General features: G+C 64.1%; 18 protein-coding genes. 10 read left to right on the top strand and 8 right to left on the bottom strand.

All coding sequences use genetic code 11. The features are described 5' to 3' along the window. Nucleotides 1-238 precede the first annotated feature (238 nt). The 5 genes from map (at nucleotide 239) to minE (ending at nucleotide 4,032) form a co-directional block, all read left to right on the top strand. Entirely contained in the window at nucleotides 239-1,024 is a 786-nt protein-coding gene (gene map / locus PQR53_RS11620; protein WP_408453325.1) for a type I methionyl aminopeptidase, read from the top strand. A gap of 198 nt (nucleotides 1,025-1,222) precedes the next feature. Further along, nucleotides 1,223-1,756 carry a GNAT family N-acetyltransferase gene (locus PQR53_RS11615; protein ID WP_408453322.1) on the top strand — a complete coding sequence of 178 codons (534 nt, stop codon included), beginning with the start codon at nucleotides 1,223-1,225 and terminating at the stop codon, nucleotides 1,754-1,756. 220 nt (nucleotides 1,757-1,976) lie between these two features. After that, nucleotides 1,977-2,834, top strand: coding sequence for a septum site-determining protein MinC (minC, locus tag PQR53_RS11610; protein WP_408453319.1), 858 nt, complete (start codon nucleotides 1,977-1,979; stop codon nucleotides 2,832-2,834). A gap of 104 nt (nucleotides 2,835-2,938) precedes the next feature. Further along, a complete protein-coding gene (minD, locus tag PQR53_RS11605; RefSeq protein ID WP_054035077.1) occupies nucleotides 2,939-3,754 on the top strand; it encodes a septum site-determining protein MinD in 816 nt (271 codons plus the stop codon). A 14-nt stretch (nucleotides 3,755-3,768) separates the two neighbouring features. Beyond that, entirely contained in the window at nucleotides 3,769-4,032 is a 264-nt protein-coding gene (gene minE / locus PQR53_RS11600) for a cell division topological specificity factor MinE (RefSeq protein ID WP_054035076.1), read from the top strand. A gap of 195 nt (nucleotides 4,033-4,227) precedes the next feature. Here minE and PQR53_RS11595 read toward each other — a convergent pair whose 3' ends face one another. Beyond that, on the bottom strand, nucleotides 4,228-5,643 hold the full coding sequence (locus PQR53_RS11595; RefSeq protein WP_408453316.1) for a chloride channel protein: 1,416 nt from the start codon (nucleotides 5,641-5,643) through the stop codon (nucleotides 4,228-4,230). Nucleotides 5,644-5,853: 210 nt separating this feature from the next. Here PQR53_RS11595 and waaC point away from each other — a divergent pair, with 210 nt between their 5' ends. Further along, nucleotides 5,854-6,858 (top strand): lipopolysaccharide heptosyltransferase I, encoded by a 1,005-nt coding sequence (waaC, locus tag PQR53_RS11590; RefSeq protein ID WP_408453313.1) that lies wholly within the window; start codon nucleotides 5,854-5,856, stop codon nucleotides 6,856-6,858. 739 nt (nucleotides 6,859-7,597) lie between these two features. Continuing rightward, nucleotides 7,598-7,735, top strand: a complete 138-nt coding sequence (locus tag PQR53_RS11585; RefSeq protein ID WP_167363299.1) for a hypothetical protein — start codon at nucleotides 7,598-7,600, stop codon at nucleotides 7,733-7,735. A 41-nt stretch (nucleotides 7,736-7,776) separates the two neighbouring features. Here PQR53_RS11585 and PQR53_RS11580 read toward each other — a convergent pair whose 3' ends face one another. From PQR53_RS11580 to PQR53_RS11570, 3 genes are all read right to left on the bottom strand, one after another. After that, a complete protein-coding gene (locus PQR53_RS11580; protein WP_028196775.1) occupies nucleotides 7,777-7,956 on the bottom strand; it encodes a hypothetical protein in 180 nt (59 codons plus the stop codon). A gap of 215 nt (nucleotides 7,957-8,171) precedes the next feature. After that, nucleotides 8,172-9,479, bottom strand: a complete 1,308-nt coding sequence (locus PQR53_RS11575) for an MFS transporter (protein WP_408453310.1) — start codon at nucleotides 9,477-9,479, stop codon at nucleotides 8,172-8,174. Nucleotides 9,480-9,746: 267 nt separating this feature from the next. Next, nucleotides 9,747-10,169, bottom strand: a complete 423-nt coding sequence (locus tag PQR53_RS11570; protein ID WP_408453577.1) for an energy transducer TonB family protein — start codon at nucleotides 10,167-10,169, stop codon at nucleotides 9,747-9,749. 536 nt (nucleotides 10,170-10,705) lie between these two features. On the opposite strand from PQR53_RS11570, the gene PQR53_RS11565 reads away from it, so the two are divergent. Then, entirely contained in the window at nucleotides 10,706-18,037 is a 7,332-nt protein-coding gene (locus PQR53_RS11565) for a non-ribosomal peptide synthetase (RefSeq protein ID WP_408453307.1), read from the top strand. Between the two features lie 163 nt (nucleotides 18,038-18,200). Here the strand turns inward: PQR53_RS11565 and PQR53_RS11560 are convergent, their stop codons facing one another. The 3 genes from PQR53_RS11560 to PQR53_RS11550 all read right to left on the bottom strand — a co-directional run bounded on the left by PQR53_RS11560 (nucleotide 18,201) and on the right by PQR53_RS11550 (nucleotide 20,989). Next, entirely contained in the window at nucleotides 18,201-18,341 is a 141-nt protein-coding gene (locus PQR53_RS11560) for a hypothetical protein (RefSeq protein WP_408453304.1), read from the bottom strand. Nucleotides 18,342-18,444: 103 nt separating this feature from the next. Further along, nucleotides 18,445-19,851: an argininosuccinate lyase gene (argH, locus tag PQR53_RS11555; RefSeq protein WP_408453301.1), complete on the bottom strand. Its 1,407-nt coding sequence runs from the start codon at nucleotides 19,849-19,851 to the stop codon at nucleotides 18,445-18,447. 325 nt (nucleotides 19,852-20,176) lie between these two features. Then, nucleotides 20,177-20,989: a helix-turn-helix transcriptional regulator gene (locus PQR53_RS11550; protein ID WP_408453298.1), complete on the bottom strand. Its 813-nt coding sequence runs from the start codon at nucleotides 20,987-20,989 to the stop codon at nucleotides 20,177-20,179. A 167-nt stretch (nucleotides 20,990-21,156) separates the two neighbouring features. Between PQR53_RS11550 and PQR53_RS11545 the strand changes: the two genes are divergently transcribed. After that, on the top strand, nucleotides 21,157-21,909 hold the full coding sequence (locus tag PQR53_RS11545; RefSeq protein ID WP_408453295.1) for a class I SAM-dependent methyltransferase: 753 nt from the start codon (nucleotides 21,157-21,159) through the stop codon (nucleotides 21,907-21,909). 42 nt (nucleotides 21,910-21,951) lie between these two features. Further along, nucleotides 21,952-22,410, top strand: coding sequence for a hypothetical protein (locus PQR53_RS11540; RefSeq protein WP_408453292.1), 459 nt, complete (start codon nucleotides 21,952-21,954; stop codon nucleotides 22,408-22,410). A gap of 59 nt (nucleotides 22,411-22,469) precedes the next feature. On the opposite strand, the gene ppc is transcribed toward PQR53_RS11540, so the two are convergent. Continuing rightward, a complete protein-coding gene (gene ppc / locus PQR53_RS11535; protein ID WP_408453289.1) occupies nucleotides 22,470-25,706 on the bottom strand; it encodes a phosphoenolpyruvate carboxylase in 3,237 nt (1,078 codons plus the stop codon). Between the last annotated feature and the right edge of the window lie 169 nt (nucleotides 25,707-25,875).

Genomic DNA, 25,875 nt, shown 5'->3' with positions numbered 1-25,875 from the left:
AGTGAGTCCTCAATCGTCTTTACGGAGCGAGTGCGCGGCCAGATGCAAAGCGCCCAAAAAATTTCCGTGTGCGCTCGCAGCATGCGATTGAACGGCCCCTGGCTGCACGACCTCGAACGCGGCCCGGTGCCGCTCGCACAGCATCCATCGAACGGCTTCGACCCGACTCGCGCAGCCCGTCCGGCGATCCTCTGTACAATTGGCCGATCGTCAACACCGATTTACCTCGACCGAATTCATGGCCATTACCTACAAGACTCCCGACGACATTGCCAAGCTGCGCATTTCCGGCCGCCTCGCGGCCGACGTACTGGCGATGATCGGCGAGCACGTCAAGGCCGGCGTCTCCACCGACGAGCTCGACGCCCTGTGCAACGACTACATTGTCAATACGCAAAAGTCGATTCCCGCAAACGTTGGCTATCTGGGATTTCCGAAAACCGTCTGCACGTCCGTCAACCAGGTGGTATGCCACGGCATTCCCAACCGCGGCGAAATCCTGAAAGACGGCGACATCGTCAATATCGACGTCGCGATCATCAAAGATGGCTATTTTGGCGACACCAGCCGCATGTATTGCGTCGGTCAGCCGAGCACGGTTGCGCGCCAGCTGATCGACACGACCTATGAAGCGATGCTGGCGGGCATCCGCGAGGTCAAGCCGGGCGCCACGCTGGGCGACGTCGGCTACGCGATCCAGAAAGTCGCGCAGCGCGACGGCTTTTCGATCGTGCGCGACTACTGCGGGCACGGCATTGGCAAGGTGTATCACGAAGACCCGCAGGTCTTGCACTACGGTCAGCCGGGGCAGGGTGTGCGCCTGAAGCCGGGCATGGTCTTCACGATCGAGCCGATGATCAACGCGGGCCGCGCCGGCACCGCGGTGCAGCGCGACGGCTGGACGGTGGTCACCAAGGACCGTTCGCTGTCGGCGCAATGGGAGCACATGGTGGTCGTGACCGAGGCGGGCTACGAGCTGCTCACGCCCTGGCCGGACGGCACCGGCGATTACGAAGCGCCTTGAACACCGCGTTGAACACAGTAGCCAGCGCGCCACACGAACCGGTTTTGCAAGACGGTGGGCGCGCGAAATGCCGCGCGATGGGTGCGCGGCTCCAGGTCCCCGGGCCTGCGCTACAGTCCGATTCAGCAAATAAGGATTTGACTCGCGCGCCGGTTCGGTTAAAGCTACGCCTTAGGGTTTCAAGGGGTTTTCGTCTGCATGAGTCCGTCATTGACCGTTCGCCGTATCGCCGCTGATCAGGGCGCCGTTTTTCGCGAACTCCGTACTGCGTCGCTGCGGGAGGCCCCCTATGCCTTCGGCGAAACGCTAGAGGACGCGTTGTCGGCGGATGCCGCCACGTTCGACGCCACCGCCGCCGAACACGCTGTTTCGTTTATCGCCACCACGTTCATCCTTTATACCGAGGGCCATCCGGCGGGACTCATCGAAGCGTATTTCGACGACTCCGCGGCGCGCCGCGCGTTCGTCTGCGAGTTGTGGGTGGCGCCGGCCGTGCGTCATCTGCGAGGCGGCGAGTTGCTGGTCGATACTGCCAGCGCGTGGCTCGCCGGCGAAGGCGCCATGGAAATCTACGCGTGGGTCGCCGACGCCAATCGCAATGCGATGCGCTTTTACGAGGCGCTCGGCTTCGGTCCGACCGGCGAGCATCGGCGCGTCTCGCGCGCGCCCGAGCAGGCCGAAAGCCTGCTGGTGCGTCACGTGCCGACCACGTCGCAGGTATTTCAGCAGTGATCCCGCGAGCGGCGCGTCAGCTTGCCGCTCACATCCCATCCGCGTCGCTACAGCGTTCATGGCCAAATCACCGCCCAGGTGAGCGGCCTGAGCGCGGCCTGAATGGCCGAGGCGTGGCCACGTCACGAGTATTCAGGCCGTGGCGGCGCGTTCTCTCGGCAAAAAAGCTCGCCGCCCGCCTGGACGCCTGTAAAATACGCAAAATTTTTTGCCGAACGCTATGTCGCCCAAGAAATCGCCCTTTTTCGAACTCCGTAGCGGCTCTGTCGACACACTCCTGTTTGTGGTCAAGACAACCGACCTCGACGCGATGCGTGCCGAACTGACCCGGCGCTTCGAGGCGACCCCCGAATTTTTCGCTAACGACGTCGTCGCGATCGACGTGCGCCGGCTCGCCGAGAGCGAACGCGTGCCGCTCGCCGACATTGCGCAACTGCTCGACAGCGTGCGCATGCGCCCGGTCGGCATCGTCGCCAACGCGCAGCAGGCATGGGCGGCCGAATCCGCGCTGCCGCTGCTCGAAGCGCGCGACCGCCGCGGCGCCACCGCGAAGTCCGCCGAAGAGGACGGCGCCACTGCCGCGGCACCGGTAGCCACCGCCGCGACGGCCACGCCGCCGACCGATCTGTTTGCAGCGGCTGCCGTCACGCCCGTCGGCGGGCTTTCGGGAAACGGCACACCGGCCACCGCCGTCGCAGTCGACCCGGCGCCTGCCGCCGAGCCCGCGCGTCTCGCCACGTCGTCGCAAACCATGGTGGTCGACAAACCGTTGCGCTCGGGCCAGCGCATCTACGCAAAGGGCGATCTGGTCGTGCTCGGTCTGGTGAGCTACGGCGCGGAAGTGATCGCGGAAGGCAACATCCACATTTACGCGCCGCTGCGCGGCCGGGCGTTGGCCGGCGTGCAGGGCAATCACGACGCGCGCATTTTTTGCACGTGTCTCGAACCGGAACTGATCTCGATCGCGGGCATCTACCGTACGACTGAGACCCCGCTGCCGGCCGACGTGCTCGGCAAGCCGGTGCAGATCTGGCTCGACGAAGAAAAACTGATGATTGAACCACTGCGGCTCACGTGATCGACGTGACGCGCGCGCTGCCCTGAACGTACACGGCAAGCGGCGTTCCACGGCAAATATGGCCGCACATAATTGACGAATTTGACGAACACAAGGTAAGGGTAATGGCAAAAATCATTGTGGTGACTTCGGGCAAGGGTGGCGTGGGCAAGACGACCACGAGCGCGAGTTTTGCATCGGCCCTCGCATTGCGGGGCAGCAAAACCGCCGTGATCGACTTCGACGTCGGCCTGCGTAACCTCGACCTCATCATGGGCTGCGAGCGCCGTGTGGTGTATGACCTGATCAACGTGATTCAGGGCGAAGCCAATCTGAACCAGGCGCTGATCAAGGACAAGAAGTGCGAGAACCTCTTTATCCTTCCGGCGTCGCAGACGCGTGACAAAGACGCGCTGACGCTGGAAGGCGTCGAGAAGATCATCAACGACCTGATCGCGATGGACTTCGAATATATCGTCTGCGATTCGCCGGCGGGTATCGAATCGGGCGCGCTGCTCGCCATGCACTTCGCCGATGAAGCGCTGATCGTGACGAACCCGGAAGTCTCGTCGGTGCGCGACTCGGATCGCATTCTCGGCATTCTGTCGTCGAAGACCAAACGCGCGATCGAAAGCAAGGAGCCGATCAAGGAACACCTGCTGATCACCCGTTACAACCCGAAGCGCGTGAGCGAAGGCGAAATGCTGTCGCTCACCGACATCCAGGAAATTTTGCGCATCGATCTGATCGGCGTGATTCCGGAATCGGAAGCGGTGCTGCATGCGTCGAACCAGGGTCTGCCGGCGGTGCACCTGGACGGTACGGATGTCGCCGAAGCTTATAAGGATGTCGTGTCGCGGTTCCTCGGCGAGCAGAAATCGCTTCGCTTCACCGATTACCAGAAGCCAGGCCTGCTGCAGCGCCTCTTCGGCACCAAGTAAGGGGAGCGCACGTAATGTCGATTCTTTCGTTTTTGCTGGGCGAGAAGAAGAAGTCCGCGTCGGTAGCGAAGGAACGCCTGCAGTTGATCATCGCGCACGAGCGCGCCGGCGGCCATGCGCCAGCCGATTACCTGCCTGCGTTGCAACGCGAACTGGTGGCCGTGATTTCGAAGTACGTGAAAATTTCCGACGACGATATACGCGTGAGTCTCGAGCGTCAGGACGACCTTGAAGTGCTCGAGGTCAAGATCGAAATACCGCAGGTTGGTTCTGCATGACGTGCCGCGCGTTCTGCTTCCGCGTTCTGCTTCGTTGCGTCGACGTGATGTGACGAGGTAGAGCGCGGCAGCGCCGCTCTCCACCGGTTCTTTCTGCTGTTCAAATCGACGCGCGGATGCGAGTTCCACGCGCTGTCTGTCTTGTTGTGCCTTTCCCTCTGCGGCGCGCCGGCGGCTGTCGTCTACTGACCTCGTCTACTGACGCGGGGCGCCTTCTTCAGCGGAAGCATCGCCGTCGATCTGATCGACCACTGCTGATCCGGCCGCTTCGACTTCGGGGACTTCCGGCACCGGCGCGGGCGCCGGATCCGGCAGCGGCGCCATATAGCGCTGCGCCAGCGACTCATACAACGGCGGCGCGAAGAACCGCGACACCCGGCTCGCAATCAACGCGGTGGCCATCAGCGAAATCACCAGTGCGTGGCCGTCGATCATCTCCATCACGATCACGAACGACGTAATCGGCGACTGCGTGACGGCGGCCAGATAGCCGACCATCGCGAGGGCGATCAGCATGGGCAATTGCATCGAACTGAACACCATGTGCAGCAGATTGCCGAAGCCCGCGCCGATCGACAGCGACGGTGCGAAGATGCCGCCCGGGATGCCGGGCAGATACGAGCCGACCATCGAGATCATCTTTAGAAACGGATAGAACACGGAGAGGTGCTCGTGTCCTTCGAGCAGTCCGCGTGCTTCCGCATAGCCGCTGCCGAAAGTCGTGCCGCCGGAGATGAGGCCGACCACCGCAATCACGAAACCGCACAGCGCGGCGAACGCGACCGGCCGCTCACCGTGTAACTCGCGTAGCGGCGCCGGAATCCAGCGCGCGGTGTTCAGCAGCAGCCAGCCGAACACGCCGCCCGCAATACCCGTGACGATTGCCGTGAGTACGACGGCCACCGCCAGCAGATCGGGAAAATGCGCGCCGATCTGAATGGTGCCGAAATAGGTGTAGTTGCCGTTCACCCCGAGCGCGATCACACCGGCGATGATGATCGCCGTAATCAGCACACCGCTCGCGCGAGCCTCGAAGCTGCGCGTGAGTTCCTCGATCGCGAACACGATCCCCGCCAACGGCGTATTGAACGCCGCGGACAAACCCGCAGCCGCGCCCGCGAGCACCAGTTGCCGTTCGATTTGCGCGTTCGAACGCGGATACAGCCGCCGCAGATTGAACATCAGCGCCGCGCCGACCTGCACGGTCGGTCCTTCGCGGCCGATCGTGAAGCCGCCGAGAATCGCCAGAAACGACACCGCGATCTTGCCGAACAGAATCCGGAACGACAGCAGCCGCGCGCCGTATTCGCCGGGCTTGGCGTGTAGCGTGGCGATGACTTGCGGAATGCCGCTGCCTTCGGCGCCGCGGAAGAAGGTGCGCGTGAGCCAGACGGCGAGCGCCGCAACCGCGGGCGTGACGATCAGCGGTGCCCACACGTGCCGCTGCTGCATCGTGCGGAATTCGCCGTAACCCCAGTCGATCAGCCTCGCATAGAGCACCGCCACCAGGCCGACTGCGATCGCACCGAGCCAGAACACGCCGTATTGCCGCCACAGGCGTCTCGCGCGGCGCACGATGCTGGAGGAGAGAAAGGGAGATGCGGAGGACATGAGGATGCGGGTGCAAAGGGTGAAGTATAAGGCGCGGCGGATCGGTTCAACGGTGTGAAAGTATTTTGAAATGCTGTAAAAGGGCTGTCGTAACACGTGCAATGTAACGCACTGTATTGGTGATCGCCTTCGCGCTTTGCCGCCTTAGGCAAAGATTCTTTCAATCGTCGGCTAAAATGGTTTGACGTTCGAACAACTAATAGGTCCTCAATGAAGCGCGTCCTTATCGTCAAGGTCACTTCGCTCGGCGATATCGTGCAGGCACTGCCGGTCGTCGCCGACATCAAACGCGCGTTTCCCGGCGTGGAAGTGGACTGGGCAGCCGACGAAGCATTCGCCGAAGTGGTGCATTGGAGCGAGAGCGTGGACCGCGTGCTGTCCGCGCCGCTGCGCCGTTTCAAGAAAGCGCGCCATTGGGGCGATTTCAAGGCGATCGCGGCGTCGATCGCCGAATTGCGCGCCTATCGCTACGACTTCATCATCGACATTCACGGCGTCTACAAGAGCGCGATCATTGCGTTTCTGGCGCGTTCGTCGAAGCGTATCGGCTACCAGTCCCAGGATCTGGGAGAGCGGGGCGCCGCATTTGCCTACACCGGGCGTTTCGGCCCGCGTCCGCAGTGCAATGCATGGCATGGCATGCGCATCAGTGCCGGCGAGGCGCTGGGTTATGAAGTCGAAGGTCCGGCTGTCTACAATCTACGCCTGCCCGACCCGGCTGCTCCTCTGTTCGAGGCAGACAGCGCGCCGGTCGCGGCGCTGTTTCACGCTACCTCCAAAGACGACAAGAAGTGGCCGGTGCCCCATTGGGTTACGGTCGGTCGCGAGTTGGCGCAGCGCGGTTTTCGGGTGGTGTTGCCGTGGGGATCGGAAGGCGAGCGAGCGGAGGCGGAGCAGATTGCGTCCGAAGTGCCGGGCTCGACCGTGCTGCCTAAGCTGAGCGTGACCGAAATCGCGCAGATGATCGACGCGTGCGCGCTAGTGGTCGGCACCGATACCGGCTTCGTTCATCTGGCGCATGCATTGCAGAAGCGCACGGTGATGATTTTTGTGGCAACCTCGCCGTCGCATTGCGGCATCGAGGCGCCGTTCCGCTCGATCTCGATCGGTGACGGTCAATCCGTGCCGTCGATCGCCGAGGCACTCGAGGCAATCGCCTACGTGAATACGGAGCCAAGCGTCGCCGCCGTGCAGCACGGATCGGCCGCCGCCTGAACGCAGCTTCGCCGCGCGTTCGCGCAATCGTTTAGCTGATCGTTTGGCTAAAAGAAAAGAGGCGTAACGCGCAGTCGCTCAATCCAGCAAGCGCTGCCACGGAACGCCTCGAAAAACGCCCGTGTCGGGGAACTACGGGCGGAGAGGAATCGCTGCAATGAACAAACTGACTCAAGTACCGGGCGGCCACATCGAGTGACGCGCCTGGTTCTAAAGAGGCCGCCGGCCGGCGGTCGAGTTCAATGATCTCTTCATCAATGCATGCCGCGCGTGTGGCGGCGGATTCGTGTGCCGCTCATTGGCGTCCCGCCGCCGGTCGCTCATCGTGCTCAGGGTCGTTCTCTGAGTTCAGATAAGCGTCACGCATTACACACCTGTTAAATCTGTCGCTTTTCGTTGAGTGCCTAATTGGCTACACGCACTCTCTTGTGTGTGACCGTTGGCTCTTTTATCGCGCATGAACCCCGAACGCCGTGCTTACAATCGTCGCGTCGGTCCGCGCATCGGCCACGGGCTGGGCTTGTGCGGAGCGGACATGCTCAAAGCAGTATAGGCGGTGTTTTCGTCTGAAGTGAATCTCTTGTCATCGCCTTTGGGTGAAGCCGGTGTCGGGCTGCGCGACGTGTAACACGTCGGTGATCTGCCCTTACAACTAGCAACGTTCGCGCGGGGCGGGGTCGTGTTCAATCGAGTCATTCGGGAATTCGGCTCGAATGAATCTGACTCGATGGAGAACAATATGAAACGCCTAATCCTCACCCTGATCGCAGGCACGCTGCTCGCCACGGCGCTTGGAGGTTGCATCGTCGCACCGGCGCCTGGCTATTACTACGGCGGCGGTGGTTACTACCATCACGGTGGCTACTACTACCGGTAATGGCTTGCGGCGCCCATCCGGGCGCCGCCGCGTTCGGCCGCTCAGGCGAGCAGCATTTCGAAAGCGATGACCGCGGTGATGGCGGCCGCGTTGGCGGCCAGCGCTTCCACGACAATGCCCTTCCACGTCGCGGGACGAAAACGCAAGGCCAGCAGCAGCGAACACAGCAACGCCAATGCGATGATCATCACGATGTCCGCGTTGTGAAGATGAATGTTCATCAGAGCCTCCCTGCTCGCCATAGGGTTATTGATCTCGAGTATAGGCAAGTCAAAAAGACGCGCAAGGCCGGAGATTTACCAGCAAGGTGGGCAAAACGCGGGAGAACAGCGGGAGAACCGGGGGATGACCGCCGATGCGGCCGCAGCGCGCATCAAGACGCGCCTGGCGGCATCGGGGTAAAGAAGCAATCAGACCATCAATGCAGCGCGCCCGATCACATCAAGCGGGCGTCGCGCGTTTCGCGCATGCACAGCACGCCGATCATGCTGACGGCCGCGGCGATCGACACATACGCGCCCACCCACGGCAACCCGCCGTGCGCGGCCAGCACCTGCGCGATATACGGCGCGACGGACGCACCGAGAATCCCGCCGAGGTTGTACGACACACCTGCACCGGTATAGCGCACGTTGGTCGGAAACAGTTCCGGCAGCAGCGCGCCCATCGGGGCGAAGGTCACCCCCATCAGGAACAGTTCGATCACGAGGAACAGCAGCACCTGTGGGGTCTGTCCGCTGCCGAGCAACGGCGCCATCGTGAAGCCCGACAGGATCGCCGCGATGATGCCGACGATCAGCACCGGCTTGCGGCCATAACGGTCGCTCGCCCAGGCCGACAGCGGCGTGGCGAGCGCCATGAACACGACTGCGATGCACAGCATGCCGAGGAAAGTGGGCCGCGGAATATGCAGTACCGACACGCCGTACGACAGCGAAAACGTCGTGGCGTTATAGAACAGCGTGTAGCAGACCACCATCGCCAGCGCACCGAGGAGGGTCGGCAGCCAGTGCTGCGAGAGCAGCGTGGCGATCGGCACCTTCACGCGCTCCTTGCGTTCGATCGCGGCCTGGAAGGCCGGCGTCTCGGCGATTTTCAGGCGCACGTACAAGCCGAGCGCGACCAGCACCGAGCTGACGAGGAACGGCACGCGCCAGCCCCAGCTGCGGAATTGTTCGTCGCTCAAAGACAGCGCCAAAGCGAAGAACAGACCGTTGGAGGCGAGAAACCCGATCGACGGCCCCAGTTGCGGGAACATCCCGAACCAGCCGCGTTTGCCGGCCGGCGCGTTCTCGGTCGCGAGCAACGCCGCGCCGCCCCATTCGCCGCCGAGGCCGATACCCTGGCCGAAGCGCAGCACGCACAACAGGATCGGCGCGAGGCTGCCGATCGAGTCGTAGCCGGGCACGAAACCGATCAACGTGGTCGACACACCCATCACCAGCAGCGAAGCGACCAGCGTCGACTTACGGCCGATCCGGTCGCCGAAGTGACCGAAGATGAACGAGCCGATCGGCCGCGCGACGAACGCGATGCCGAACGTGACGAAAGCCGACAACGCCTGGGCGGTCGCCGAGCCGTGCGGGAAAAACACCGGTCCGATGACGAGCGCCGCGGCGGTCGCATAGACGTAGAAATCGTAGAACTCGATCGCGGTGCCGATAAAGCTCGCGAAAATGATCCGCGCGCTGCTGTTCTGCCCGGCCGCATTGGGCTGAGCCGCGGAAATCGGCGAAGTGGACATGCAGGGTCTCCTATGTCGTGGTGCCTTTGGGCGCCGTGCTTCTAAGCGGGCGGCGCGTGGTCAGGCGGCATCTTTGTTTGGATTCGTGCGCTTGCGCGCGTCTCGCAGAGGGTTGAAGTCATGCTCGGCGCGAGCGACGAAGCGACAGCTTACAACGGCAGCCGGCTGGCGTCAGCGGTCGCATGAGATTTTAGCGCTGCTTTAAAGCCGCGATGCAGCCCCTCCCGCTGCGGTTAGACGCGTTCGGACGCTGCTTTGGCGCCGGGTTCAGTCGATGGTTTGGGCTTGCGGCGAGGCGAATTCGCGCAACTGAAATTTGCCGTTGTCGTTGAACAGCCAGTCTTCGAACAATTCGATCTGGCCACGGCCGTTCAGCAATTTGCCGGGCGGCTGCGGTAATGGCGACGCGCGTCGCAAGGTGGCAAGCGCGGTGCTTTCGGCTTCGTCGTCGCCATTGGTGCGATAGACCGACGACTCCAGCACCCGGCCCTCGCGATCCACGGTGAACGACACCACCACCAGCGAGCGCAGCATCGCTTGCGGTGTGCCGTGCAATACATAGGACGGGTTGCGTTCGATGATGCGTTTGGCGACCGCGCTGCGGTACTGATCGAGCGTCGCGCTGTTGACAGCCGCTGCCGGCGTGATGATCAGCGGCCGTTGCGGCGGCGTGATGGTGCAGCCGGCCATGGCGGCGAGCGTCAGAATCGAAGCGGCCGTCAATGCCGACGTCAACGCCGACGCCGCGTGATACGCATGCGATAAAGACGCGCTCACGCGTGAGGCGAAGAAGCGTCCGGTCAAGCGGCGAAGGTGGCGCGTGCGGCTGAGCATCGTCGTGGAAAGTACAGGGACGGATCTAACTCGATGGTAGTCAAAAAGCGCCAGGTTTCAATTGTCGTTCACCCTGTATGTCAATCCCATGCCATGTGGCCCGGATCGCTTGCAGGCGATGTCCCGAGATCTTTCCAATGCCTTTCTGCTTCATGCATGAGCGGCTTCAGTCTGATGCAATCCACCTGACACAACCCGCGTTTAAACAAAGGTCCGCGCGCTAGTCCTCACATAACAGGAGTTCTAAGAGTCTTCCTATGGCGACTCGATCCTCACGTCAATAGCGTGTTTGAACGACCATCGGGCGAAGCGGCGCGGCGCGGTCATGAGCCGCGCGCGGCCGGCGCTACGCGAGCCGATCGGACCTGTCCATCCCGACAACGAGGTATCGTTTGGAACACTCTTCATTTGCGTTGACGCGCACGCAATCCCGCACGCTGGCGCATGCCGCCGGTCCCAATCTCTGTGCCGTCTACCGGATCGACGGCCGTCCCGACGCCGCACGTCTGTCCGCAGCCGTGGCGCAACTGGTCGTGCATTGCCGGCCACTCGCCTACCGCCTCGTCGAAACCGAGCAGGGCCTGCGCTGGGTCATGCGCCGCGAGGTGTGCGCGGAGCTGAACGTGATCGATCTCGACAGTCGCGATACGCGCGACGAAGCCGCCGCGCTGTCGCTGATCGACGGCCTGTGCGCGCGGGCCTTTCGCATGGATGCCGGGCTGCCGTGGGCATTTACGCTGCTGCGCGACGGTGAGCGAAGTTATCTCGTGTTCGCCTGTCATGCCGCCTTGCTCGACCGTTTTTCGCTGAAGCCGTTGTTCAATGCGCTTTCGTGGTTCTATTGCGGCGAGGCGCCTGGCGCGCCGCTCGACATCGATCAGCAAGGCCTGCTCGACGCCGAGCGCGAACTGCTGGCGAGCGACCGTTTGCAGACCGACCTCGATTTCTGGATCGGCCAGTTGGGCAATGCCTCGTTCGAATGGCATCCGCCGCGCCGGCAGAACGCGCGTGCCGACAGCAGCTTCACCGTGCGCCTCGATGCCCAAACCCGCGCTGCATTGCGCAGCCAGGCAAAAGCACTCGGCATCGCGCCGGATTTACTGATCAAGTTGTGCGTCCACGTGCTGCTGCACCGCATGACTGGCAGCCGCGCGGTGCTCACCGCGCATCACCAGCGCGGTCGCGGTCCGCGCGACGAGACGATCGGCTTCGACGAACGGCGGCGCGTTCTGAAAACCGATTTCGACGACACAATGACGCTGCGGCAGTTTCTGCGGCACGCGGCTGCGCGCGCGGAGATGGCGGATTTTCACGCCGAGCTGCCGGCTTTCGAAGTGCTGCACGATATCGAGCGGCGCGAGCCGGGTTTCGTGCGTGCGACCAATGTGGTCTGCGAGACCGACAGCTTGCCCTATGACGCGCTTACGCTCGACGCGCTGCCGATGGTCTTGCTGGCAGCGTATTCGCGCCGTTTCGCGCATGAGGAGATTGGCGTCTATCTGGATGTGCGCGAGGGGATCGCGTTGCATGTGCATAGCCGGCATCCGCAGGAGCTCGACGGCTTGCGTCTCGCCTTCGAGCATTTGACGGCTTTGCTGGCGCGCGTCGGCGAGTGTCTCGAGCAGAAGCTCGATGCGATCGATCTCTATACCCCGGCTTTGCGGCAGCGTTGCGCGCAATGGTCCGATGGCGGCCCGCTCGCGGCGCCCGCGCGCGACGTGCTCGATCTGTTCGCTCAGACAGCGCTCGAACACGCAGGGCGTCCGGCGCTCAGCGGCCCGGACGCCGTCTTCACTTACGCGCAACTGGCGCTTGCCGCCCAGCGCGTGGGCGCAGCACTCGCCACGCGTGGTCCAGCCGTGCCCGAACCCGCCGCACCGGATGGGCGGGACACGCTGATCGGCATTTGCGTCTCGCGCGGCGCGCGCATCGTGCCGGCCATGCTCGGCGTGCTCGCCAGCGGCGCGGGCTACCTGCCGCTCGATCCGCAGATGCCCGATGAGCGCTTGCGCTACATCGTCGAGGATGCGCAACTGCAAGCGGTGATTGTCGATGCGGCGACGCACGAGCGCCTGAGCGCGCTGGTCGATTGCGCACTGTATCGGCTCGACGATCTGTTGAACGCCCCGGCGGCCGAGGCAGCCGCCTCACGAGTCGCTTCACGATTTACGCCGGCCGATCCGCAACGCGCCGCCTACGTGATCTACACCTCCGGGACGACGGGCAAACCCAAAGGGGTGGTCATCGAGCGCGGCATGCTGGCGCATTTCATCGCGTCGCTGACGGGCCGCTACCGGCGTGATCAAAGCACCCGCTGGCTGCAGTTCGCGTCCGTCAATTTCGACGCCAGCGTGCTGGAGATTTTTAATCCGCTGACGCATGGCGGCCACCTGATCGTCTCACCCGAAGCGGTGCGCACCGATGCTGAAGCGCTGTCCGGGTTTCTCGACGCCGAGCGCATCACGCATGCATTCCTGCCGCCGGCGATTCTCAAGCTGCTGCCGCGGCGGGCGCTGCCGCACCTGGACACGATCTTGTGCGGCGGCGAAGCGAGCGACGACGAGACAATCCGTTTCTGGTCCGGCGTACTACGTCTGTCGAATATCTACGGGCCGACGGAGGCCACCGTGATGGCGACCGACAACACCTTTGACGGCGACAAACCGGCCAATCAACTCGGTCATCCGCTCCCCGGCTACCAGATCCATTTGCTCGATGAGGAAGGCGAAGCGGTGCCGCTCGGCGCCATCGGCGAGATCTGCATCGGCGGGGCGGCGGTCGCGCGCGGCTATCTGCTGCGGCCCGAGTTGACCGGACAGAAGTTCCGCGCCAATCCGTTCGGTCCGGGCCGTCTTTATCGTTCCGGCGACCTCGGCCGCTTCCAGCCGGACGGCGCGATCGAGTTTCTCGGCCGTAGCGATTTTCAGGTGAAGATCCGAGGTTACCGGATCGAACTCGGCGAGATCGAGGCCAGCATCGTCGAGCAGCCGGAGGTGCGCCGCGCGTATGTCGGCACGTGTGAGCGGCAAGGCGGCACGGCGCTGGTGGCCTGGTATGTCGGGGCATCGCTGGAGCCTGCCGTGCTGCGGGATCGGCTTGCGCAACGTCTCGCGCATTACATGGTGCCGGCATTCCTGTTGCAGATCGAGGCGCTGCCGCTGACGCTGAACGGCAAGATCGACCGCGCCAGATTGCCGGCGCCGCAAGCCGGTCCGGCCGACCCTGCGAAGCGCGCTTTCGACGCCTTCGAACAGGCCGTGCAACGCATCTGGTCGGAGGTGTTGGGCGTGCCGCTCGAGAGCGTTGGCGAGCACAGCCATTTCTTCCAGTTGGGTGGCCACTCGTTACTCGCCACGCTCGTGTGCAATCGCGTCAGTGCGAGCTTGCACGCCCCGGTCAAACTGAAGACGCTGTTCGAGCATCCCCAGTTCGATGCGTTCTGCGCGCGGGCACGGCAAGGTGTCGAACAAGGCGCCATGCTCCCGCCGCTCGTCGCGCGGCCAGGCGAACCCATGCCCGTGCCGGTGACCAGCCGGCTCGTGCGGATGATGCACAGCCGCACGCTCAGCAAGCCGGACGATAACGCGTACAACATCGTGATGCGGGTGGACTTCGGCGGCGCGGCCAATCCGCTGCGCTTGCACCAGGCACTCGTCGCGGTACTGACGCACAACCCGGTCTTCAACATGAGCTTCGCCGAGCGCGACGGACAATTGTGGATGCAGCCGGGCACTGCCGCTGAATCGCCGCATTGGCAAATTCCGCTGGAAAGCTGCGCTGCCTCCGCGATCGATGCGCGTATCGATGTCATGCGCGCGCTGCGCTTACCGCTTGACTGCGCGCCGCCGTGGCGCGCGCAACTGCTGATGTCCCCGCTGGAGAACCGCACCAGCCTGCTGCTCGCCATTCATCACGCGATCTTCGACGGCTGGTCGTTCAAGCTGCTGCTGGATGAACTGACGCGGCGCTACGAAGGCCAGCTGGTTTCAGCGCAACCGCTCTCGTGGTTCGACTACGGCCATTGGGCGCCGCAACTCGCGGCCTCGCCGCGCTTTGCCGCCGCGCGTGATTACTGGATGCGCAAACTCGACGCGCTCGCGTTGCGCACCGAGCTGCCGTTCGACGCGCTGCAACGCGAGCCCAACGCGAACCGCGCATTGAAGCTGCATGTGCGGCCCGACCAGATGCGGCGCCTGAAGCAGATTGCCGAGGCGCACGAGATGACTTTGCCGCCCGTGGTGTTCGCGTTGTACCTCGTCTGGCTGTGGCGCGTGAGCGGCCAGCAGCATCTGGCGTGCGCTTATCCGTATGCGGGCCGTGACGTGCCGGGCAGCGAGGGCATCCACGGGATGTTCGTCTCGATGGCGGTGCTGGTGCAGCGCATCGACACGCGGCAGGGTTTCGGCGAACTGGCGCGAGCCGTGCAGCGTCAGATGCTGGACGACCGCGATCATCTGCTCGCCACGCCTTACGACACCGATAACGCGCAGCTCGGCGCGTTGAACACGATTTTCAGTTTGCAGAACGGTATCAAACTGAATGGCCGCATTGGCGAGGCACCTTATCACGCGGAGGAATACGCTGCGCTGACGTCGAAGGTGGATCTGTCGGCGGTCTTCTATCCGCGGCCGGACGGCGGCCTGGAGGGGCGCTTCGAATACGACAGCTCGGTGCTGCATGCGGCCTCGGTCGAGCAGATGGCCGAGGTGTTCATGACGCTGTGCGACGCCGCCGGTCACCAGCCGGACGCGCTGGTCGGCGAGCTCAAGTATCTGAACGACGGGCAACACACACGGTGTTTAGGCTTCGCTTGCGGCGAGCCGCTGCCGGACGCGCCCCAGTCGATTCCCGCGCGCTTCGCCGAGGTGGTCGCGGCGAACGCCGCGCGCGTTGCGGTGCGCTGTGGCGCGGAGCAGCTCAGCTATCGCGAACTCGACGCGCTCAGCGACGCCATCGCCAACGGCCTGGCTGCCTGCATGCCGCACGGCGCGCGCATCGGTTTGAGCATGCAGAAGAGCGCCTTGCTGGTGGCGACTGTGCTGGGCGTACTCAAGGCGGGGTGCGCGTATGTGCCGCTCGATCCCGCTTATCCCGCCGAACGCTTGCGCTATTTCGTCGAGAACTGCGCGGTCGATACCGTGCTCGCCGATGAAACGAGCCGCCGTGCGCTGGAAGACGCCGGTCTCGGCCAATTGCGCATGCTCGACCCCGCGCAACTGGCAGCGCCTGCGGGCCGGCCGCGTGCCGTCGGCCCGCAGGCACTCGCCTATGTGATCCACACCTCGGGCTCGACCGGGAAGCCGAAGGGCGTGCTGGTCGAACACCATAGCGTGGTCCGGATGGTGGCCGGTGCAAGCCGCGCGCTTGACTATGCGCCGGGCAGCATCAGCACGCTGGCGGCGTCCACCAACTTCGACGCCAGCGTGCTCGATCTGTTTCTCGCCCTGCTGCACGGCGGCACGCTGATCGTGCTGCCGGAAGAGGCGCGCCGCGATCCGCGGCTGCTGCACAGCTTGCTGAAGGCGCAGCGTGTCACGCATGCATCGCTTGCACCGGTGGTCGTGCAGAACCTGCCGCGCGAGCCGCTGCCCGACTTGCAGTTGCTCGGCTTCGGCGGCGATACGCTCGACGAGCCGAGCGCCGCCTGGTGGAGCGAACACACGCGCCTCTTCAGCCTCTACGGTCCCACCGAAATCACGGTGATGGCCTCGTGCGGGCAAGTGCTGCCGGGCGGCCCGAGCCGCATCATCGGCAAGCCGCTGCCGGGTTACCGGCTCTATTTGCTCAATGCGCAGCGGCAATTGGTGCCGCCGGGGACAGTCGGTGAAATCTATATCGGCGGCGAGAATCTGGCGCGGGGCTACATCAACCAGTCGGCCATGACGATGGAGCGTTTCGTGGTCGATCCGTTTCGCGACGCGCCGTACGCCCTGATGTATCGCACCGGCGACCTCGGCCGCTTTCTCGCTGACGGCACGATCGAATATTTCGGCCGCAACGACGCGCAGATCAAGCTGCGTGGTTTTCGCATCGAACCCGGCGAAATCGAGAATTGCATCGCGGCCGCGCCGGGTGTCGCGCAGGCTGCTTGCGCGGTGTGGGGCGAGGGCGAGGCGCGCTATCTGGCCGCGTATTACGTTGCCGCGCCGGGTGACGCAGGCGCGGCGCTCGATGAGGACACGCTGCGCCGTCATGTGGGCGAGGCGTTGCCCGACTACATGGTGCCGGCGTGTTTTATCCGGCTGGACGTGCTGCCGGCATCGCCGAACGGCAAACACGATCGCAAGGCGTTGCCCGCGCCATCACGCGTAAGCGGTACGCCGCCGCGCGCGGGCGTCGAGCAACGCATCGCTGAAATCTGGCAGACGCTGCTGCGTGTTACCGGTATCGGCCGCGACGACAGTTTCTTCCGGCTCGGCGGCAACTCGATTCTGGCGGTGCGGATGCAGGGGCAATTGCGCGATGCGCTCGGTATCGAGTTTCCGATGGCTGCGTTTTATCGCTCGCCGACCATCGCCACGCTCGCGAATGGCGGTCACGAGGACATGATCGAACGCGCGATTGCCGACGCGTCGCAGCCGTTCGTTGTCGAGCATGTAGCGCCCGTTGTTTCCGACGGCGCCGAAGCGACGCCGATTCGCGCGATGCTGCTGACCGGCGCCAGCGGCTTCCTCGGTATTTACCTGCTGCACGCGTTATGCGCGCGGCTCGACAAGGTGATCTGCCTGCAACGCTGTCCGAACCCCGCGGCAGGGCGCGCTGTGTTGCAGGACAAGGCGCGCGAGGCAGGTCTGGCGATCGACTTCAGCCGTGTCGAAGTGATCCCTGCCGATCTTGCCGCGCCGCAGCTTGGACTCGACTCGCCGCGCTGGGGGCGTCTTGCTGCGGAGGTCGACGCGATCCTGCATTGCGGCGCGTTCGTGCATCACCTGCATAGCTATGAGGAGATGAAAGGGGCGAACGTCGGCGGCACCGAGGCTTTGCTGCGGCTCGCGCTGACAGAGCGGCGCAAGCCGTTCTGCTTTGTCTCGACGCTGTCGGTCGGCGAGATGCTGGCGGGTGCCGGGCACATCGACGAGCAGGTCAATGACGCCCGTCCGTTGCTGGACAACGGCTATCTGCTGACGAAGTGGGTGGGCGAGCAGCGAGTTGCGGAGTGCGCGCGCCGCTTTGGTTTGTCGGCGGTAATCGCGCGACCGGGCAATATCACCGGCGATAGCCGTACCGGCTTCAGCAACTTCGCGCACAACCATTTCTGGTTGTTCAACAAGGGCTGCTTGCAACTGGGCGCTTATCCGGAAACGGCGCAGGAAGTGGAGATGATGCCGGTCGATCTGATTGCGAGCGCGGTGACGGCGGTGGCGCTATATCCGCGTACCGGCGTGAGGGTGGCGAACCTGAACAACCCGATCGCGCTCACCCAGCGGCAGTGGTTCGATGCGCTCGCCGTCTGCGGTTTGCACGCTGAGCCGCAGGTGGCGGCCGACTGGCAACGGCGGCTGGCGGATCTCGATGCGTCGAATGGGCTGGCGCTGATTCGCGACTTTTATATCGGTGACCTGTCCGCCGCGCCGTTGCCGGTCGAGCAGCTCGGCACGTTGACGGAACTGGCGCGGCTCGGTGTGGATCTGACGGTCGACTACGGCGCGCTGATCAGGCTCTACGTGGGTTATCTGCGCGATGCGGGTTTTCTTCAGCCGTTGCCGGAGACGGCGCTGTCCTGAAGCGCTGTGAAGGGCATGCAAGCGACGGGCGGGCCCGCCCGTTCAGCTTGCGAATCGAACCCCTGCGCGCTTTGTAATAGGCTGAAATATAGGCGGTTTTCTCTTCGGCCAAAACACGCCTACACTTCGATGGCCTCTTTCGAGAGGCATCGGTGGAAGTCTTTCATTTAGCCCGCTTCGCGCGGGCTTTCTTTTTTTGCGCGACGCTTTGCGCAATCAATCCAGCCATCCAGCCATCCAGCCATTCATCCAGCTCCGAAAACGAAAAAGGCGAACCCGCCGATGAGTTCGCCTTTGTTTTCATGCTTCGTTTAATGCCCGCGGCGACGCTTGAGGTAATGTGGCCGGTCCACACGATGTACGCACGGGGCCGTTACCGGACGCGCCAACGCGCGCCAGGCCTGACCTTACTTCAACGCTTCCCGTGCGGCCTTGATCGCCGCGAGCACCTGCTCCGGCGCTGTGCCGCCCGGATGGTTGCGGCTCGCCACCGAGCCTTCGAGCGTCAGATACGAGAACACGTCTTCGCCGATCAGGTGCGCGACGTTCGGCAGTTCCTTGCGCATTTCCTCGAGCGTCAGGTCCGCCAGGTCGCAGCCGCGATCCGCGCACACGCGAACCGCGAGCGCCACCGCTTCGTGCGCGTCGCGGAACGGCAGACCGCGCTTGACCAGGTAGTCGGCGAGATCGGTTGCCGTGGAGAAGCCTTGCAACGCGGCGTCGCGCATGGCTTGTGGCTTCACCGAAATTCCGGCGACCATTTCAGCGAAGATGCGCAGCGTGTCCGCGACCGTATCGACGGTATCGAACAGCGGCTCCTTATCTTCCTGATTGTCTTTGTTGTATGCGAGCGGCTGGCCTTTCATCAAGGTCAGCAGCGCGATCAGATGGCCGTTCACGCGGCCGGTCTTGCCACGTGCGAGTTCGGGCACGTCAGGGTTCTTCTTCTGCGGCATGATCGACGAGCCGGTGCAGAAACGGTCGGCCAGATCGATGAAGCCGACGCGCGGGCTCATCCACAGCACGAGTTCTTCGGAGAAACGCGACACGTGCGTCATGATCAGCGCCGACGCTGCCGTGAATTCGATCGCGAAGTCACGATCGGACACCGCATCGAGCGAGTTTGCGCAGATGCCGTCGAAGCCGAGCGTCTTCGCCACCGCCTGACGGTCGATCGGATAGCTGGTGCCGGCGAGCGCCGCCGCGCCCAGCGGCAGGCGGTTCACACGCTTGCGGCAATCGACCATGCGTTCGGCGTCGCGCGAGAACATTTCGACGTAAGCCATCAGGTGATGACCGAACGTGACCGGCTGCGCGACTTGCAGGTGCGTGAAGCCCGGCATGATGGTCGAAGCGTTCTTCTCCGCCATGTCGAGGAGAGCCGTGCGCAATTCCGTCAGCAAGCCGCCGATGCGGTCGATTTCGCCTCGCAGCCACAGGCGGATATCCGTCGCCACCTGGTCGTTACGCGAGCGGCCCGTGTGCAGGCGCTTGCCGGCATCGCCGATCAGCGCGGTCAGGCGCGCCTCGATATTCAGGTGGACGTCTTCCAGATCGAGTTGCCACTCGAACTCGCCTCGCTCGATTTCACCCTTGATCTGCGCCATGCCGCGTTCGATCGCGGCGAGGTCGTCGGCGGCGATGATCTTCTGCGCGGCCAGCATCGAGGCGTGCGCGAGCGACCCTTCGATATCGACGAGCGCCAGACGCTTGTCGAAGAAAACCGACGACGTGTAGCGTTTGACGAGCTCCGACATCGGCTCCGAGAAGCGAGCCGACCAGGCTTCGCCTTTTTTGTGCAGTTGGGACGTCATGGTGTTGGGCAGTTGAGCGAGCGGTGAGGAGACTGACGGCGTTTGCTTAGGGTGCGGGCGCCATCGAAACGAGCGAAAGAGGGGGATTTTAACACTGGCGGCCCGCTGCAAAGACGCGGCCTGCCAGGGGGCGGTCCTTGGCGAAAGGGCCGCGGCGCTTTGAGGGCGTGATGACGAGGGGTGCCTCGTTGTGCGAGGTCCGTGCCGGGCGCACTCCAGACAGCGCATTGCCGATCCGCGCCTCGGCACTGGTATTATGCGCCGCATCGCAGGAGCGGCGGCGGTTCGGTGTGGACGACGCGACAGGCCGCCGCCACGCAAGCAGCTACTCCCGCACCAGCACCACCAGCTTCAAATCCTCGCGATGCGCGGGCTTGAAGGTGATCTGGTCGTAGACGACCCGGCCGTCGCGCGGATGGTTGAATTCGCGCCGGCCGCCTTCACGCCCGCCGACGTCCTGCGACGCCCAGAAGCGCGCGAATTCGTCGCTGGCGGCGGTCAGTGAGTCGATCAAGGCGCGTGTTGGCGCGTCGTTCAGATGGCGGATCGAGTCAGCGCGAAATTCTGCGGCAAGGCGCCGGGCGCGCGCTTCCCAGTCAAAAATCAACTCGCGCGCGGCCGGCTCGGTGAAGGTGTAGCGCAGCAGATTGCGGTCGTGCGTGCCGTCCAGCCAGCCGACGAACAGGTCGGCGGCGCGCGCGTTCCACGCCAGCGCATTCCACTGCCGGTCGAGCACGTAAGCCGGTGCGTCCACGAGCTGCACGGTTTCAAGCAGCGTGGCGGGCGCGTCGGCGGCGGCTGGATCGGGCTCGGCCGGGTCGCGCTGCGCGGCCAGTTCGAACAGATACGCCCGCTCGGCGCGCGACAGCTGCAGCGCGACGGCGATCCGCGCCAGCGCGTCCGCGGAGGCGGAGACCGGCCGGCCTTGTTCGATCCACGTGTACCAGGTCGGGCTCACGCCGCACAACTGCGCGACTTCCTCGCGCCGCAAGCCGGGTGTCCGGCGGCGCGGGCCGGGCGGCAGGCCGAGCGCTTGCGGCGAGAGCCGTTCGCGATGCGCACGGATGAAATCGCCCAGTGCGCGGGCGGGCGTGGCGTCGAGCGGCGGCGGATTGTCGGCGGGAGACGGCGTGGTCATTCTGGTCGGGCAGCGGTTGGGAAGGTGTCGGGGTAGTGCTATCGATACCAGAATAATTGCTTAACTTGTACTGGTACACGGCGGCCTCTATTGTAACGGCTGGAACGGCGCAGTGCCCGTCCCGCCCAGTCCGGGCCCAACCCTACAGAGACAAACCGGAGCTCCCCATGAAGCATCACGATCAGGTCGCCGACGCTTTCGGCTCGACCGCCGCCGCGTATTTGACGAGTCAGACGCACGCCACCGGCGCCGATCTGCAGACGCTGGCCGAATCGATCGCCGCGACGCCGGGCGCGAAGGTGCTCGATATGGGCTGCGGCGCGGGCCACGCGAGTTTCGCGGTGGCGCCGCACGCAAAAGAAGTGGTCGCCTACGACATCGCGCCGCAAATGCTGGCAACGGTCGACGGCGCGGCGAAGGATCGCGGCCTGACCAACATCCGCACGCAGCAGGGTGCCGCCGAAACGCTGCCGTTCGACGATCATTCGTTCGACTGGATCATCAGCCGGATGAGCGCGCACCATTGGCACGATGTGCCGCTGGCGCTCGCCGAAGTACGCCGGGTGTTGAAGCCGGGCGGCAAAGTGCTGTTCATCGACATCGCCGGCGCGGATCATCCATTGCTCGACACGCATATTCAGGCAGTCGAAGTATTGCGCGACGGCTCGCATATTCGCGACTACCGCGCCGACGAATGGATTGCCTTATTCGAAGCGGCGGGTTTCAAGGCGTCGATTCGCGAGCGTTGGCGCATCGACATCGAGTTCAGCGCGTGGGTGGCGCGTATGCGCACGCCGGAGCCGCGCGTGGTGGCGATCCGCTCGCTGTGGAGCAACGCGCCGGATGAGGTGCGCCAGTATTTCGACGTGCAGGAAGACGGCTCGTTCCAGCTCGACGCGCTGATGGTGGAGGCGCGGTAAACCTGTGCGGAAACGTGTGGGCGCCGATGCATTGGGCGCCCGATGTGGCAGAACGACCCATGTGGTCATCCCGGAAAAGATACGGCGCCTGGGCGTGATACGCTGCGGATTGCTAAGCAATCCGGAGGTGCGAAGATGCAGCGGCTGATCTTTTTTGGGGCGGTCGCAATTGCGCTGCCCGGTATCACGTCGGCGCAGGGCAGTGGGGTCAATAGCGACTCTCTCTACAAAGACTATAACGGCTATCCGTACAACAACACCTTGTCGCGCTCGCTGTCGTCCGATCCGGTTCCTGATTCAAACAACTCAGCCGGCGCGCCGTTTACCATCACCACGCCGGGCTCCAATGTGAACATGTCACGGCAAGCGCGGCGTGATCTTGACTCGCGCATCCAGTTCGAAAACGCGGAGCGCGACAAGCGGGTTCAGGCATGGCGCGAGCCGCCGCTCAAATTCAACATTCCCACGCCCCAAATGCCGAAGCCGGGCACGGCGAAATAATCCGCGCTCGGCTTCGTCGGTATAGCGGCCAGTTCGGCCGCTGTTTAACCCGCGGTTAATTAACCCGTATTGCGCAAACCCGCCGCAATCCCGTTGATGCTCAAATGAATCCCGCGCCGCACGCGCGCATTGGTATCGCCCGCACGGTGACGCTTGAGCAACTCCACCTGCAAGTGATTCAACGGGTCGAGGTACGGGAAGCGGTTCTTGATCGAACGCGCGAGCAGCGGATTTTCCGCGAGCCGTTCGCTCTTGCCGGTGATCTCCGACAACACCTTCGACGTGCGCTCCCATTCCGCGACGATCCGCTCGAACACGTGCTTGCGCAGCTTCTTGTCCGACACGAGCTGTGCGTAGCGCGAGGCGACCGCGAGGTCGGTCTTCGCCAGCACCATGTCCATGTTGGAAAGCAGGTTCGAGAAGAACGGCCAGGTCTTGTGCATCTTCTTGAGCAGTGCAAGACGGCGAGTGCGCTCGGCATCGCTCGGCGCGCTATCCAGATGCGCGGCCACCGCGCTGCCGAAACCGTACCAGCCGGTCAGCAGCAAACGGCATTGACCCCACGAGAAGCCCCACGGAATCGCGCGCAGATCTTCGATCTTGCGTTGCTTCGGGTCCTGCAGTTTGCGCGAAGCCGGACGGCTGCCGATGTTCAACTCGGCGATCTCCGAGATCGGTGTCGACTCGAAAAAATACTCCTTGAAGCCGGGCGTTTCGTAGACCAGCGCGCGATACGACGCCATCGCCGCGTCGGACAATTGCTGCATCGTCTCTTCGAAGACGGGCAGCTGCTCGGGCGCATTGCCATGCGGCAGCAACGAGGCTTCCAGGGTGGCGGCCACCACGGTTTCCAGATTGCGCCGGCCGATCTCCGGATTGCCGAACTTGCTGGCAATCACTTCGCCTTGCTCGGTCAAGCGGATCTGGCCGTCGACGGTGCCCGGCGGCTGCGACAGAATGGCCTGATAAGTCGGGCCACCGCCACGGCCAACCGTGCCTCCGCGTCCATGGAACAGGCGCAGGGTCACGCCGCGCTGATTGAAGAGCGACACCAGCGCAAGCTCGGCGCGATACAGCTCCCAGTTCGAGGTCAGGAAGCCGCCGTCCTTGTTGCTGTCCGAATAGCCGAGCATCACTTCCTGCTCGTTGCCCTGATGTTCGATCAGCGCATCGACACCCGGCAGCGCGATCAGATCGCGCATGATGTGCGGCGCGTTGCGCAAGTCGGGGATCGTCTCGAACAGCGGAATCACCATCAGGCCCGCTCGCGCCGGATCGTTGGCATCGCCGAGACGGCCGTGAAGCAAACCGGTTTCCTTCTGCAGCAACATCACTTCGACCAGATCGCTGACGGTCTCCGTGTGCGAAATGATGTAGTTGCGCACCGCGCGCGCGCCGAACTTCTCGCGCGTGACGCGGGCCTCTTCGAGCACGCCGAGTTCGCTCTTCACGAGATCGGAGTACTCGGCGTACGGCAGACGCAACGCGCGCGGCTGCGAAAGTTCGGCGAGCAGCACCTTGAGCTTGTCTTCTTCGGAGAGCGACGCGTAGTCCGCTTCGACGCCCGCGCGGTTCAGCAACTCGGCGATCACCGCTTCATGGATGTCCGAGCTTTGGCGCAAGTCGATACTCGCCAGATGGAAGCCGAACACTTCGGCGGCGCGCGCGAGCGGCGACAGGCGCGGTGCCGCGAGCGGCGCGCCATGATGCTCGGCGAGCGAATCGATCAGCACGTGCAGGTCGCGCACGAATTCGTCGGCGTCGCCGTACGGCTTGGCGCGGATCGGCGCCGCGCCGCGGCCCGCGCTGCGCACTGGCACGCTGCCTTCGCCGAGACGCACGCGCGCACTTGCCGCGAGCCGCGTGTACATGCCGATCAAGGCGCGCCGGTATGGCTCGTCCGTACGGTGCGGCGACTGGTCGGGCGAAGCGGCCGCGAGCTCTTTCAACGCGTCGCTTGCGCCGGCCAGCAGGTTCGACACCGACAACTCGGCGCCCAGCTTGTGCACCTGCTCCATATAGTGTTCGAAGATCACCGCGGCCTGGCGGGTGATCGCGTGTTCGAGCGTTTCGGCCGTGACGTTCGGATTGCCGTCGCGGTCACCGCCGATCCAGCTGCCCATCTGGAAGAACGGCGGCAGGCGCGCGGCGAGGCCGTGCTCGGCGAGCGCTTCCTCGATGTCGGCGTAAAGCGCCGGAATTTCTTCGAGGAAGGTCGCGCGGTAATACGACAGCGCGTTTTCGATTTCATCGCCCACCGTCAGCCGCGAGTCCCGCAGCATCCGGGTTTGCCACAGCGACGTGACACTTGCGCGCAGCATCGCTTCGTTATGCGCGCGTTCGCGGTTGGTCAATTGCTGATCGCGTTCGGCCAGCAGGCGCGCGACGTCGTGTTGTGCGTCGAGAATGCTCTTGCGCTGCACTTCGGTTGGGTGGGCGGTCAGGACCGGCACGATCAGCGCGTCGTTGAAGAACTGCTGCAGGACCGGCGTCGCGGCGGCGCCCGCCTCGACCAGCCGTTCGAGTGCATGCGCCATGGTGCCCGGTTGCGAGGTCGACCCGGCCAGCGCGTGAATCCGGTGACGGCGATTGCGGTGGCGGTCTTCAGCGATATTCGCAAGGTGCGAGAAGTAGCTGAACGCGCGCACCACGCTGACCGTTTGCTCGGGGCTCAGCGAGCGCAGTTTCTTCTCGAGCGTTTGCGCGGCGGCGCTGTCGTCCTCGCGGCGAAAGCGCACAGCGGTCTGGCGGATCGTCTCCACGACGTCGAACACCGCGTCGCCTTCCTGTTCGCGCAACACGTCGCCGAGCAGGCGTCCCAGATAACGGATGTCCTGGAACAGCGGGTGGTCCTTGTCCTCACGGGTGCGGCCGCTGCTTTTCGACGCCGGCACGACCGTATCCGGCGAAACGGTTTGCAGCCTGGGCGCGTTCGCGGTTTGCGGCGCGGCCGTTTTGTTCGCGACGACCTTGATCTTCGGGGATTTGGCTTTGGCCGGCTTCACCGCTTGAGCGGCGTTCGCGGCTTGCGCTGCCTTGGATGTCTTGACGGCCTTCACTGTCTTCATCGTCTTTTCCGTTTTGGTGGCCGCGGAGGTTTTGGCGGACTTCGCGGCTTTGGCGACGTGTGCGGCCTGGCTTGCCTTGGCCCCTTTGCCGGCACGTTTGGCCGGTGTGGACTGGGCAGCCGTTGCGGCGGACGCAGAAGCGGCGGGCGCCGCGGCGGCGTCGGCCGCTTGAGCGTTGGGCGATGCAGTGTTGCGGCGGGCAGGGCGCGCCGATCCGGAAGACGTCACGATGGGTTTCCTCAGGGAAGCCAGGGTCTGTTGAGTGATGAACTGCTACTGCGGAACTGCACTATGAGTTGCAACGTGAACTGCAAGGAACCAGCACAAAGCGGTACGCGCCGATGGCACCACGCCGGAGAGGATGGCCGCGCGCGCATTTGCACACAGCGCACAAAGC

Origin of the sequence: Paraburkholderia fungorum (genome assembly GCF_046027605.1) — a bacterium.
GTDB classification, from domain to species: domain Bacteria; phylum Pseudomonadota; class Gammaproteobacteria; order Burkholderiales; family Burkholderiaceae; genus Paraburkholderia; species Paraburkholderia fungorum_F.
The sequence above is the reverse complement of the archived record's forward strand: the minus strand, read 5'-3'. Positions and strand labels throughout refer to the sequence as shown.

Coding starts and splice junctions, on each gene's coding strand:
- PQR53_RS11570 (WP_408453577.1), bottom strand. CDS start 10,169: ATGGCCGGCTGCACCATCACGCCGCCGCAACGGCCGCTGATCATCACG.
- PQR53_RS11595 (WP_408453316.1), bottom strand. CDS start 5,643: ATGTCCTCCGCATCTCCCTTTCTCTCCTCCAGCATCGTGCGCCGCGCG.
- PQR53_RS11545 (WP_408453295.1), top strand. CDS start 21,157: ATGAAGCATCACGATCAGGTCGCCGACGCTTTCGGCTCGACCGCCGCC.
- minD (WP_054035077.1), top strand. CDS start 2,939: ATGGCAAAAATCATTGTGGTGACTTCGGGCAAGGGTGGCGTGGGCAAG.
- PQR53_RS11560 (WP_408453304.1), bottom strand. CDS start 18,341: ATGAAAACAAAGGCGAACTCATCGGCGGGTTCGCCTTTTTCGTTTTCG.
- PQR53_RS11575 (WP_408453310.1), bottom strand. CDS start 9,479: ATGTCCACTTCGCCGATTTCCGCGGCTCAGCCCAATGCGGCCGGGCAG.
- minE (WP_054035076.1), top strand. CDS start 3,769: ATGTCGATTCTTTCGTTTTTGCTGGGCGAGAAGAAGAAGTCCGCGTCG.
- argH (WP_408453301.1), bottom strand. CDS start 19,851: ATGACGTCCCAACTGCACAAAAAAGGCGAAGCCTGGTCGGCTCGCTTC.
- PQR53_RS11540 (WP_408453292.1), top strand. CDS start 21,952: ATGTGGCAGAACGACCCATGTGGTCATCCCGGAAAAGATACGGCGCCT.
- waaC (WP_408453313.1), top strand. CDS start 5,854: ATGAAGCGCGTCCTTATCGTCAAGGTCACTTCGCTCGGCGATATCGTG.
- map (WP_408453325.1), top strand. CDS start 239: ATGGCCATTACCTACAAGACTCCCGACGACATTGCCAAGCTGCGCATT.
- PQR53_RS11550 (WP_408453298.1), bottom strand. CDS start 20,989: ATGACCACGCCGTCTCCCGCCGACAATCCGCCGCCGCTCGACGCCACG.
- PQR53_RS11580 (WP_028196775.1), bottom strand. CDS start 7,956: ATGAACATTCATCTTCACAACGCGGACATCGTGATGATCATCGCATTG.
- minC (WP_408453319.1), top strand. CDS start 1,977: ATGTCGCCCAAGAAATCGCCCTTTTTCGAACTCCGTAGCGGCTCTGTC.
- PQR53_RS11585 (WP_167363299.1), top strand. CDS start 7,598: ATGAAACGCCTAATCCTCACCCTGATCGCAGGCACGCTGCTCGCCACG.
- PQR53_RS11615 (WP_408453322.1), top strand. CDS start 1,223: ATGAGTCCGTCATTGACCGTTCGCCGTATCGCCGCTGATCAGGGCGCC.